The sequence below is a fragment of the Chryseobacterium sp. BGA-UO-ETr-SB22 genome (assembly GCF_059567885.1).
The window spans coordinates 1,092,229-1,103,977 of the sequence record NZ_JCAQOV010000005.1; the positions used below are offsets into that span (position 1 = coordinate 1,092,229).

Sequence of the window (11,749 nt, forward strand, 5' to 3'; positions counted from 1 at the left end):
ATTGAAAATATTTATATGACTGAAATACTAATTGGTTTTCTTATTCCATTCTGCCTTTACATCCTCTGCCGCATCTTTGGTTTTTTCCCATGCCTCATCTGCTTTATCCTTGATATCCTCCCAGGCATCGGATACATTAGCTTTTACCCTGTCGAGCCAGTCTTCCTGGCTGGCTTCCTGATCATTATCTCTTTTCTCATTGATATAATCTTTAGCCTTGTCTGCCAATTCATTGATTTTCCATTTGGCTTTGTCCGTTGCATTTTGTAAAGAATTTTCTACATTGTTTACTGCATTTTCCGCTTTGTTGTACTCTGAATTGTTCATAATAGTATAAATTTTAGTTTGGTATCAGTAATTAAACAATAACCATTCCTAAAATAGGACATCTCTGTTAAACTTTTCATAATCTTTTGTTATATTTTTCCAAATCAGCAGTATCTTTAATTGATAAAATTTGATAATTATGGAAACAGTACGATGCGGATGGTGCGAAAAAGATGACCTCTATAGAAAGTATCATGATGAAGAGTGGGGAAGACCCGTATATGATGATGAAACACTCTTTGAATTCCTTATTCTAGAAAGCTTTCAGGCCGGGCTGAGCTGGTATACTATTTTGTCTAAAAGAGAAAATTTCAGGAAAGCCTTTGATCATTTTGATTATAAAAAAGTAGCTGTTTATTCAGAGAAAAAGATCGAAGAATTAATGAACAATCCGGGAATTATCAGAAACAGGCTTAAAATTCTGGCAGCAGTTTCCAATGCTCAGCGGTTCATAGAAATTCAGAAAGAATTCGGGAGTTTTTCCAACTATATATGGAACTTTACAGGCGGAAAACCCATTGATAACAGTCCCGAGACTTTAGCTGATGTTCCAGCTACAACAGAAATTTCCGATCTTATATCCAAAGAACTTAAAAAAAGAGGGTTCAAATTCGTGGGTTCTACAGTAATTTATGCCCATATGCAGGCTACCGGAATGGTAAATGACCACATAAAAGACTGCTTTACCAGAATGTAATGGTTATTATTTATTCAAAATTTAGTGATTTTTTTTATTGATATTATAATTTAAATAATTAAGCATAAAATCAGGGATTGTTGGAAAAGCTAATGAATACTGTGGTTTATAACTTGTTTATATTTAAACAGATTTCATTGTTTTGTGAGTAAATTCAGGTTTAATCACTTGAAAGCATTTTTAATTATGAAATTTTCAATAAAACCAATGTATTGTTAGAAATTTGTATATTTGCATCCTCGAAAATCGTAGGTAATGTATAAAAACTATAAACTTCCTTATACTCTTCTTTTATTATTTTTCACTTGTTTTATATACGCTCAGGTTGGGATTGGATTACCAAATCCAAATCCGTCTGCTATGCTTCATATCAGTGCCAATGATAAAGGAGTACTTCTTCCCAGTATTGCGTTGATATCAACAACAGACAATGTTACCGTACCTTCACCGGCAGATGGACTTATCGTGTGGAATAATGGTAATGGAACATTGACAGAAATTGGATTTTATTATTGGTTTGAATCAAAATGGAATAAAATTTTGGCAAATGGTGGCACTACCACTAAGGTAGAGGATGGAACAAACTGGAACCTTTCTGGAACAAATGTGGGAAATTATGGAGGAGCGAATACAACGCTGGCTTTAGGAACAAAAACATACGATGATTTGATATTTAAAGTCAATGCATTGACAGCAGGAAGACTGGGGGTTGACAACTCTGTAAGCCTGGGAATAGGATCAAATGGAGGACAAAATGGTATTGCCATTGGAAGTGCAAGTTCAGTATTTATGGGAATAGCTATTGGAAGTGCAACCGTAGTTTCCGGAAATGAAGCTTTGGCAGTGGGAAATAAGACGGCAGCGGCTGGATTCAGATCTACAGCAATAGGATTTCATGCCCAAACCAGCAGTAACGAATCTGTTGCAGTCGGAAATAATTCTTCAGCAGACGGGTTTCAGTCTATCGCATTAGGATTTAATGCAAAAACGAATACAAATAGTGAAACAGCTTTAGGATATAATACAGTAACTAACAGTCAGAACTCAACAGCTTTAGGCTCAGAAGCCAACGCATTGGGACAATATTCAACAGCAGTAGGATATGGAGCAGCTACTTCACAGGCCAATGCTATTGTTCTGGGAAATAATAATGCCAATGTCGGGATTGGTACAAGTACTCCGAATATCTCTGCAAAACTGGATATAAACGGACAGTTCAAATTGGGAGAAAAAGGAAGTGTGCAGAAAAATCAGATCAGTTTTGAAGCATGGCCGGGAATATCCATCAATAATTTGCCATCGGGAAAATCTACAACAATAGAAATTCCGGTTCCTTCGGGATATCAGCCAAATTCTGCAAGAGCTGCTGTGGTGGTTTCTCCGGCAGGAGATTTTGCAGGAAATTCGTCATTCTCTATTTCGAATCCTAGGATGACTTCCACATCAAGTATTACAATTAATCTTACTAATATTTCAGGAAGCGCCAATAGCTTGTATTCCGGACATTTTTATGTGATGATCAATGAGTTTTAAAATAATAAGTTTTTATTATAGTTGATATGGTGTGAAGGACTTCCTGTTGGAGGTCCTTTTTGGTTATAAGATGTTAATTGAGTTTTAAGAAGCGGATTTCCTGGCGGACATTTTGCCAGCTATTCCTTATAATGAGATACAAAGGGAAAAAAGCCAAAGAAAGCGCGGTTATTCCATTAAAACCTTTCTTTATGATGACGTAGATACAAGCCAGAAATAGAGTCCCACAAAAATATATTTGCTTTCATAAAGTGCTTTTAATTCTCAGGCCATTTGAATAAAATAAATATTGTAAACAAAAATATTGTGCACAAAATAAACTATATTTGTTCATTAAAAAAGAAAATGATTCCTTTATCAGAACATTTATGTTTTAAAACCTATGCTGTTTCCCGTTATATTACAGGTTTATATAAGCCTTATCTGGATGAAATTTCATTGACATATCCTCAATATCTTGTAATGATCATTTTGTGGGAACATAGCGGAATGAATATCGGAAAGATCGGTGAACACCTTCATCTGGATAATGGAACATTGACTCCGCTTCTGAAACGCATGGAAAAAAACGGGCTGATTATCCGTACCCGCAGCTCTGAAGATGAAAGAGTAGTACTGATCAACCTTACAGAAAATGGAACAAAACTGAAAGAAAGAGCGAAGCATATTCCTGCGGCGGTTCAAAGCTGTATGCATCTGAGTGATGATGTGAAAACTCAACTGAGTGCTTCCTTAGACGAAATATTATACATTCAAACGGTATCCAAAATATGAAGAAAATAGGAATTATAGGCTATGGCTGGCTGGGAGAGAGAATAGCCTCTTCCTTATCCGGAAAATATACACTATCTGTAACGACAACAACAGAAAGTAAAGCCAGCGACCTGAATACCAAAGGAATGAGTGCTGTAGTAGCTTCCTTCCCTGACTATCAGTTGACAGAACCTATCTCTCAATGGGAGGAAATTAAAAATAGTGATGTTTTGATTATTACCATTCCGGTTTCTGAAAAAAGCTGCTGTGTAAGTTCTTTATATAACAGGATTCAGAATTTATCAGCATTTATCGGTGATTTTAAAGGGCAGATGTTTCTGATGAGCTCCACAGGAGTTTATCCCGATCTTCCAAAAGATTTTACAGAAGAAGATGTTCCTTTGGAGAATGTATCGGGAGAAAGAATGTTGAGAAACAAATATCCTCAGCTCAATATTTTAAGGCTTGGAGGTCTGATGGGAGACAATAGACTTTTGAAAAATTATAATGTTAGTAATCTTGATCATGCCGTGAATCATATTCATTATGCTGATATCAGTGCTATTATCACACAAATGATTGAAAGCAAAACAGAAGCAAAACTTTATAATGTTACAGCTCTTATTCATCCGGCAAAAAGTCAGGTGATTAATGCACAGAAAAATATCCCTGATGAAGAAGTTTTTGAAGTGAAAGGAAAGAAGGTTCTGTCTTCAAAGCTGGTTTCAGAATTGGATTATACATTTCAGTATCCGGATCCTAGAAGATTTCATATGTGATCCTGGCATTTGTATCATTGATCATTTGCTTTTAACCTATTTTGCTTACGAAATTTCTATTGACACCTTTGTCATTCCGTAGGAATCTCGACGCTATTTTTAAAAGTTGTGTATCTGGATTTCTATGGAATGACAAGCTGAATAGGTCGTTTTATTCATTGTGAAAGACTCAAAATTCAGCAAAATCAAATTCAATAGGAATGGGCTTTAGTCCATTTTTAATAGATAAAGATTCAGTTGGCTTCAGCCAAAACCTATAAAAAACCCCTCCGAAAGTTGCTTCTGGAGGGGTTTGTATGATATCAATAAAATAATTACTTAATAATTCTTTCCAATACCCAATTAATAAGGTTTTTCTCAGAAGCATGGTGGTCTGCAGAGAACTCACCGCGTCTTCTGTTTGCGATAACGTTGTTTACAGTAATGGCTTTGTGGCCTAATAATTTTGAAAGCGCATAGATTGCAGAAGTTTCCATCTCGAAATTGGTGATTCCAAGATCATTCAATGTTTCTAAGAATTTGTCATCTACTGCTTTTAAACGAAGCTGTCTTCCCTGTGGAGCATAGAATCCCGGGAATGTTGCTGTATTTCCGTGGTATTTGGCATCTTTGTAATAGTCACCCATTTCTTCAGCCCAATCTGAGAAGTAAAGCATTGGCTTGATTTTTTCGTAAGGGAATTTTTCTAAGAAGTTTTTAGAAAACTCATTTTCAAAATTGTAATCCTGATAGAAATGCATCAATCCGTCTAATCCTACTACATTTTGAGTAACCAGCATATTATCAACCTGTACATCAGGGTTTACACTTCCGCAAGTTCCCATACGGAATAACTCAAGGGCTTTGTGCTCAGTCTTAAACTCTTTATTTTTAAGATCGATATTCACCAAAGCATCAAGTTCGTTCATCACGATATCGATATTTTCTGTTCCAATACCGGTAGACATTACAGTAATTCTTTCTCCACGAAGCGTTCCTGTATGCGTATAAAATTCTCTTTTATTTTTTTTGATCTCTATAGTATCAAAGTATTTTGAAACTTTTGCCACTCTGTCAGGATCACCCACAAGGATGATTTTGTCAGCAATATCTTCAGGTAAAAGGTTCAGGTGGTATACACTTCCGTCTTCATTCAGAACAAGTTCTGAGGCAGCAAGTTTGTTTAGCATAATATGTATATTTTTTGTTTTTTTTAATTAATCATAATCGCATCTTTATAAGGAGATGCCATTACCTCGTAGATGTCATTGTATTCTTCTACAATTCTTTTCTGGCCGTTCATCACTTCGTATACCGTAACGACCGTTTTTTCAATATTTTTGGGATCTTTTCGCTGTGAAGTGATTTCGTAGAAATGATCATCTTTTTTAAGAATTGAAACAAGTTCTTCTTTTGTTGAATTGTTGGAAGTCATCATTCCGGGGAAATCCATAACAACATCTTTCAGATCCGTATAATTTTTATAGGGTTTGGTGATCCCATTGGAATAAACATACACATTGGGAATGTTTTTGTCCTTTTCCAGGCGGACCAGATAATAATCAGAACCTCTTTTCTCTGCGTAGACAGCCATTTCCTGAGGCTTTCCGGATTGTTTTTCCGGTTGCTTTTTTTTCTGTGAAAATGCCGTCAGAGAAAGGAAACTTGCTGCAACAGCAAACCATAGTTTTGTTTTCATAATACTATTTTAGTTTTTTTGATGTGTTGAATTCAATTAAAAAAAAATCCTCGCCCAATAATCTCCCGCCATTATTTTTACCGGTATTTCGAAAAACCGTTTCCTTTAGAATAATGAATTTGATTTCGGGGTTTAAAATTAGTGAAAAATATGATATCAGAAATATAAACATTATTTAATCTGCTATTAAAACTGAGATAACATCAGATGAATACTTTTGCCGCTAAAAATTCATGAGATCTTATCCACTGCTTGTAATCGTCCTTTTGATAGGATTTGCAGTAATGTCTTTTAATCCTGTTTATAAAGGAAAAGAAAGCGAACATACGTTTGTCAATAAAGGGTTGTCCAACTTCAAAACCAAGCTTGAACAGCTGAAATCAGATGTTGATAAGTTCTCTGAAGACCGTATTTCTCTGGAAGAACTACAGAAATCACTGAGCAGTACAAGAAATTCATTCAAAGAAATAGAATTTTATGTGGCTTATCATTATCCAGAATTTACCAAAACCCATCTGAATGCAGCTCCTTTGTTTCATATTGAAGCTGCTGGAACGTCTGCTTATACACTTCCCCCTGAAGGATTGCAGGTACTGGATGAATTGATATTTTCAGATGAAGCAGGAAATGAAAAAGAAAAGATCAAAACAATTACAACCTTTTTATACAACAGTTATTCCGGGTTTTATCTAAGTGCTTTAAAAAATGGATTGAGCAAGGGCAATAACAAGACATTACCCTTACGTATTGAGCTGATCAGAATCTATTCTCTCGGAGTAACAGGTTTTGATACTCCCGGTTCTCTGAATATTTCTGAGGAAACAAACCATGCTTTTTCAGGGATGCAGAAATACATTAATGATGATCCTTATTTTAAAAATTATAATACCCAGAAAGCCAATCAGATTTTAACAGAAGGAATCAGCTACCTTTCAAAAAATACAGATTTTGAAACTTTTGACAGGATTGAGTTCTATAAAAAATACATACAGCCTTTATATGAAGAGCTTGGGAAATGGGACGGAAGAGCTGATGATCTTAAAGAATTTTCCGGTTGGAATGTAGGAAACAAGAACTTTTTCAGCAGTGACTTTTTAGATCCGTATTTTTATACCTTATTGAAATCTTCAGAAGATAACCCTGAACTCCGCAATCTTGGAAAATCAATTTTCTATGATCAGAATTTAAGCGGCAACGAAAAAATGAGCTGCGCGACATGCCATCTTCAGGAAAATGCCTTTACAGACCTTAAATCAAAATCACAAAGCAATGTGGAAGGAAAAACAGTACTGAGAAATTCCCCGTCTTTATATAATGCTGTTTTTGCCAAGAGGTTTTTCTATGACCTTCGTGCTTTTTATCTGGAGCAGCAGGCAGAACATGTCATCTATAATGAGCAGGAATTCAATACAAGCTATGAAAATATCATTCAGAAACTAAAAACAAAACCTGAATATAAAAAGGCTTTCCGTGCGGCTTTCAAAGATGGAAAGATCAGTAAAGAGAACTTTTCGAAAGCATTAAGTTCTTATGTAGCTTCATTATACTCATTTGACAGTGATTTTGATCGTTTTATGAGAAATGAGAAGAATGTTTCTGATGATGTAAAAAAAGGATTCAACCTGTTTATGGGAAAAGCCAATTGTGCAACTTGTCACTTTGCGCCTCACTTTTCAGGATTGGTACCACCGTTTTTCAATGAAAACGAATCTGAAGTACTGGGAATACCCACCAGACCTATTAAAGAACTTCCTGTAGAACTTGATCAGGACCTGGGAAGAGGAAACAGTCCTGTAAAAAAAGAAAAATCATGGATTTATGATTATTCATTCAAAACAGTCACTGTCAGAAATATTGCTCTTACCAAACCTTATTTCCATAACGGAGCTTTCAATACATTAGAAGAAGTTCTTGATTTTTATAATGAAGGAGGCGGAGAAGGATTAGGATTAAAAATGAAAAACCAAACTCTTGCACCGGATAAATTAAACCTCACAGAAACAGAAATAAAACAGATTATAGTCTTTCTGAATGCTCTTACGGATGTGAGTAAAGCGAAGTAGGCAGGGTGCGTGATTCGAGATTCGGGTTTCGGGTTTCGGGATGTGGGTGCAAATAAAGAAATTCAGGATGAAAATGAACTGAGTAGCTGATGTTTCTTTTTTGTGTGTTTTCAATTAGAATACATCATAATCCGAACCTCGCACTTCAAAACCCCTAATCTCGAATCCCGCACCTCGAAACCTCGAAACCCGTATTATTTAACAAAAAATTAATCCCATTAACATTAGGTTTTTGATAAGTTAATATTTGCTGATTTATATTTAAAATCCTATTAACAGAGAAAAAGAGCTAAAAAAATAGTTTTGCATTGTCTAATAAATCAAATAAAAATGAAGAAAAAACTACTAACAATGGGAGCGTTGGCTATACTGGCCAGTTCAGGTATCCAGGCGCAAACTATGATATTCAATAAGAATGCATCTTGGAATTACAAAGATAACAACCAGGCTCAGCCTGCAGGGTGGAATGCCAAGACCTATGATATTTCAGCATGGTCAGCAGGAAATGGTCCGTTAGGATATGGAGATCCTGTAACTACAACCATCAATTCAGGACTTACTACAGCTTATTTTGCTAAAGATTTCACGGTAGATTTTTCAACTCTTTCTGATAATATGGAATTGGGAGTAATGAGAGATGATGGTATTATAGTATACCTTAACGGTGAAGAAGTAGTAAGAGATAACATGCCGGCAGGTGCTGTTACTTTCAATACTTTTTCGTCTACAACTATTGATGGGGCAGCAGAAAGCGTTTACAACATTTTCTCTATTCCAAAATCAAAATTTTCAAACGGTGTCAACAGGCTTTCTATAGAATTGCACAACAGAAGCACAACCAGTTCAGATTTAAGAATTGATGCTTATCTGAAAACAACAGCGAATACAACCATTCCTGTAGCTTGTAATGGAACGCACATCAGCTGCTTTACTTCCATTGTACCTACAGCACAGACTGATAAGTTAATTATCCCTGCTGAACATAAATATCAGCTTATTTTAAAAGAAGGAGACAGCTATACTGAAGGAGGAGGATTAGTAGGAGGTCAGAATGACTTTACAGCTTATGTTCCAAAAACAGGAAGCAGTACCAACGGATATCTTTCTGTAAACCATGAAACGAATCCTGGAGGAGTTACCATGGCAGAAATCAATTATAATGCTACTTCAAAGCTTTGGCAGCTGACAAAATCAAGAGCGGTAAGTTTCTCAGATCCAAGTCTGGTGCAAACTATTAGAAACTGTTCAGGAGGAATTACCCCTTGGGGAACAGTTGTGACCGCGGAAGAATCTGTTACTTCCAATGACGTGAACAATGATGGATATAAAGATTACGGTTGGTTGGTAGAGATTGATCCTGCAACAGCTCAGGTAATTTCTAAAAATACTGACGGATCTAAAGGAAAACTTTGGCAGATGGGAATCATGAACCACGAAAACGTAGTGGTAAATAACGCAGGAACAACTGCTTATTATGGGGAAGACGGAGGAACGCATATGGTGTATAAATATGTAATGGATACTCCAAATAATCTTTCTTCAGGAAACCTGTATGTTTTAAAATTAGACCAGGGATTATCAACTGCAGGAGATCCGGTAGGAACTACAGCAACATGGATTCAGGTTCCTAATAAAACCAAAGCAGACCAAAACAATACAGCTACACTTGCACAGTCATTGGGTGGAACAAAATTTAATGGAGTAGAAGATGTTGACATCAGCCCATTAGACGGGAGAATCTATTTTACAGCAAAAGGATTAGACAGAGTATATCGTTTACAGGATAACGGAACTACAGCTTCTCAGGTAGAAACATTTGTAGGAGGTGGTTCTTCTGTATATTCTTTCAATACAGCTCAGGGAATGAAATCTGAAGCTTGGGGAGACGGAAATGACAACCTTACTTTTGATGAGCTTGGAAACCTTTGGGTACTTCAGGATGGAGGTAAAAACTATATCTGGGTAATTGCTCCAGATCATACACAGGCCAACCCTAAAGTAAAATTATTTGCTTCTATGCCGGCAGGTTCAGAACCTACAGGATTGACATTTACGCCTGATCATAAATTTGGTTTCTTCTCTATTCAGCACCCGGATTCAACAATCTCTACAGATGTGGATGCTACAGGAAATACAATCAATTATAAAGGAAAATCAGCAACCATCGTAATTGCACTTAAAAACAACTTAGGAACTGAAGGAACTTTAGGTACTATCGACAGCAAAACTGCAGAAAATACAGTAACGGTAGCACCAAACCCGACTTCAGGAATCGTAAAAATCAATTCAGTAAAAGGATTGAAAGATATTTCAGTAACAGCTTACAGCATGGACGGGAAAATCGTATTTACGAAGAAGTTCAACGGAACAAATAAAGTATTGGATCTTGACTTCACACAACAGTTGGAAGGATCTCGTGTTTTAGTTTTAAATATTGAAGCTGAAGGAGGATTCCAGAAAACAGTTAAACTTTTAAAGAAATAAATTATTTATAATTCTTGTCTGTCAGTGACTTCTGTTGCTGGCAGACCTTTTTATGTTTATGAAAAAGCTTTTCTTACTTATTTCCATACTATCACTTTCGCAGATCAAAGCTCAGATTGATCCTGTGAAATATCCCACTTTTACCAATATTGAAGACGCTTTACATAGTAAAAAAGCAGTCTACAGTATGAGTTTCAGAGAAAAGGGATTGTTCAATCTTCCGCCTCAGATCGTGAAACTGGATTCATTATTCTTTTTGAATATCATGGCCAATAAGCTTGAAAAAATGGATCAGGAACTCTTTGAATTGAAAGAACTGGAAATTTTAAATGTGAATGAAAACAGCATCAAATATATTCCGGATGAGGTAAGCAAGCTGAAGAAACTGACGACTTTTTCAATGAATCTGAATAGTCTGACAAGCATTAATCCCAATATTGCAAAGCTTCAAAAATTAAAAGTAGTGCATTTTGATGCCAACAACCTGAATACCTTCCCCGAAGCACTTATGGAAATTGCAGCGTTGGAAGAAATTAATCTTCAGGGAAACCAGATCAGTTTTATTGCTGACAAACTGGATAAGATCAGGAATCTGAAATTTTTGAATCTTTCGGATAATCAGATCAATGACCTTGGGAATTTGTCTTTTCCTAAAAATTTAAAATATCTTGAACTTCAGCAGAATGCAATTGTTAAGCTTCCGGAAAATCTTTTCAAAGCTCAACACCTTGAATTTCTGAATGTAAGTGGAAACAATATCTCAGAGATATCACCCAAAGTAAAAGGGTTGAAAAATGTAGTCAGCATGAATCTAGCCAACAATAATCTGAAAGATATTCCTGTAGAAATCAAGCAGCTGAAAAATCTGAAAACTTTGATTCTTACAGGAAATCCTATAGAAAAATCTACTATTGAAAATTTAAAAACCTTACTGCCGGATACGCAGATCTACTTCTAGATCTACCCGCCAACACGTTTGGTTTTATATCCCATTTCTTTAAGGATATTCATTATTTTATCACGGTTGTCCCCCTGAATGATAATCGTTCCATCCTTTTCAGAACCGCCTATACCTAAGGTGGTTTTTATTTTCTTTGAGATTTTTTTCAGGTCTTCCTCGCTGCCTTCCCAGCCTTCAACAACGGTAACAGGCTTACCATTTCTCCCTTTTTTCTCAAACTTGCATACCAAAGGCTCTTTCTGCTTGAATTGCTCTTCAGGCATCTCAAAATCCTGCTCATCATGATCAGGAAAAAGATTCTTCAATTGATCTCGTAAATCCATAAAGCAAAATTAAAAAGATTTACTGATTAATGAACTGAAATAATCAACGAAATTTCAATTTTTCATTTTAAACCTTAACAGGGTTTGATTAGCTGCGATATCACCCTGACCATCAGTAATCAATAAAATTCAAGACTTCAAATTCTTCTAT

11 protein-coding genes are annotated in these 11,749 nt (G+C 35.9%); 7 read left to right on the forward strand and 4 right to left on the reverse strand.

All coding sequences use genetic code 11. The features are described from left to right. Positions 1–27: 27 nt before the first annotated feature. The gene (locus AC57AW_RS12180) at positions 28–327 is read right to left on the reverse strand and encodes a DUF883 domain-containing protein (RefSeq protein WP_047384507.1); all 300 of its coding nucleotides are present in this window, start codon (positions 325–327) and stop codon (positions 28–30) included. 139 nt (positions 328–466) lie between these two features. Here AC57AW_RS12180 and AC57AW_RS12185 point away from each other — a divergent pair, with 139 nt between their 5' ends. The 4 genes from AC57AW_RS12185 to AC57AW_RS12200 all read left to right on the forward strand — a co-directional run bounded on the left by AC57AW_RS12185 (position 467) and on the right by AC57AW_RS12200 (position 4,089). Then, positions 467–1,024 (forward strand): DNA-3-methyladenine glycosylase I, encoded by a 558-nt coding sequence (locus AC57AW_RS12185; RefSeq protein WP_496352086.1) that lies wholly within the window; start codon positions 467–469, stop codon positions 1,022–1,024. A gap of 255 nt (positions 1,025–1,279) precedes the next feature. Further along, entirely contained in the window at positions 1,280–2,557 is a 1,278-nt protein-coding gene (locus AC57AW_RS12190; protein WP_496352087.1) for a phage tail-like protein, read from the forward strand. 345 nt (positions 2,558–2,902) lie between these two features. Next, a complete protein-coding gene (locus AC57AW_RS12195) occupies positions 2,903–3,331 on the forward strand; it encodes a MarR family winged helix-turn-helix transcriptional regulator (RefSeq protein ID WP_496352088.1) in 429 nt (142 codons plus the stop codon). Further along, positions 3,328–4,089: a Rossmann-fold NAD(P)-binding domain-containing protein gene (locus tag AC57AW_RS12200; protein ID WP_496352089.1), complete on the forward strand. Its 762-nt coding sequence runs from the start codon at positions 3,328–3,330 to the stop codon at positions 4,087–4,089. Before AC57AW_RS12195 ends, AC57AW_RS12200 begins: the two co-directional genes overlap by 4 nt. Positions 4,090–4,403: 314 nt before the next feature. Here the strand turns inward: AC57AW_RS12200 and AC57AW_RS12205 are convergent, their stop codons facing one another. Next, on the reverse strand, positions 4,404–5,258 hold the full coding sequence (locus tag AC57AW_RS12205; RefSeq protein ID WP_496352090.1) for a nucleoside phosphorylase: 855 nt from the start codon (positions 5,256–5,258) through the stop codon (positions 4,404–4,406). 23 nt (positions 5,259–5,281) lie between these two features. Further along, positions 5,282–5,767 (reverse strand): hypothetical protein, encoded by a 486-nt coding sequence (locus AC57AW_RS12210; RefSeq protein ID WP_496352091.1) that lies wholly within the window; start codon positions 5,765–5,767, stop codon positions 5,282–5,284. Positions 5,768–6,000: 233 nt separating this feature from the next. On the opposite strand from AC57AW_RS12210, the gene AC57AW_RS12215 reads away from it, so the two are divergent. From AC57AW_RS12215 to AC57AW_RS12225, 3 genes are all read left to right on the forward strand, one after another. After that, the gene (locus AC57AW_RS12215; protein WP_496352092.1) at positions 6,001–7,830 is read left to right on the forward strand and encodes a cytochrome-c peroxidase; all 1,830 of its coding nucleotides are present in this window, start codon (positions 6,001–6,003) and stop codon (positions 7,828–7,830) included. Between the two features lie 330 nt (positions 7,831–8,160). After that, positions 8,161–10,314: an alkaline phosphatase PhoX gene (locus tag AC57AW_RS12220; RefSeq protein ID WP_496352093.1), complete on the forward strand. Its 2,154-nt coding sequence runs from the start codon at positions 8,161–8,163 to the stop codon at positions 10,312–10,314. 58 nt (positions 10,315–10,372) lie between these two features. Further along, complete coding sequence (locus tag AC57AW_RS12225; protein WP_496352094.1) at positions 10,373–11,272, forward strand: leucine-rich repeat domain-containing protein; 900 nt, start codon at positions 10,373–10,375, stop codon at positions 11,270–11,272. Positions 11,273–11,274: 2 nt separating this feature from the next. Here AC57AW_RS12225 and AC57AW_RS12230 read toward each other — a convergent pair whose 3' ends face one another. Beyond that, positions 11,275–11,598: a translation initiation factor gene (locus AC57AW_RS12230; RefSeq protein ID WP_236858998.1), complete on the reverse strand. Its 324-nt coding sequence runs from the start codon at positions 11,596–11,598 to the stop codon at positions 11,275–11,277. Positions 11,599–11,749 lie beyond the last annotated feature (151 nt).

Coding starts and splice junctions, on each gene's coding strand:
- AC57AW_RS12210 (WP_496352091.1), bottom strand. CDS start 5,767: ATGAAAACAAAACTATGGTTTGCTGTTGCAGCAAGTTTCCTTTCTCTG.
- AC57AW_RS12190 (WP_496352087.1), top strand. CDS start 1,280: ATGTATAAAAACTATAAACTTCCTTATACTCTTCTTTTATTATTTTTC.
- AC57AW_RS12185 (WP_496352086.1), top strand. CDS start 467: ATGGAAACAGTACGATGCGGATGGTGCGAAAAAGATGACCTCTATAGA.
- AC57AW_RS12220 (WP_496352093.1), top strand. CDS start 8,161: ATGAAGAAAAAACTACTAACAATGGGAGCGTTGGCTATACTGGCCAGT.
- AC57AW_RS12230 (WP_236858998.1), bottom strand. CDS start 11,598: ATGGATTTACGAGATCAATTGAAGAATCTTTTTCCTGATCATGATGAG.
- AC57AW_RS12225 (WP_496352094.1), top strand. CDS start 10,373: ATGAAAAAGCTTTTCTTACTTATTTCCATACTATCACTTTCGCAGATC.
- AC57AW_RS12195 (WP_496352088.1), top strand. CDS start 2,903: ATGATTCCTTTATCAGAACATTTATGTTTTAAAACCTATGCTGTTTCC.
- AC57AW_RS12205 (WP_496352090.1), bottom strand. CDS start 5,258: ATGCTAAACAAACTTGCTGCCTCAGAACTTGTTCTGAATGAAGACGGA.
- AC57AW_RS12215 (WP_496352092.1), top strand. CDS start 6,001: ATGAGATCTTATCCACTGCTTGTAATCGTCCTTTTGATAGGATTTGCA.
- AC57AW_RS12180 (WP_047384507.1), bottom strand. CDS start 327: ATGAACAATTCAGAGTACAACAAAGCGGAAAATGCAGTAAACAATGTA.
- AC57AW_RS12200 (WP_496352089.1), top strand. CDS start 3,328: ATGAAGAAAATAGGAATTATAGGCTATGGCTGGCTGGGAGAGAGAATA.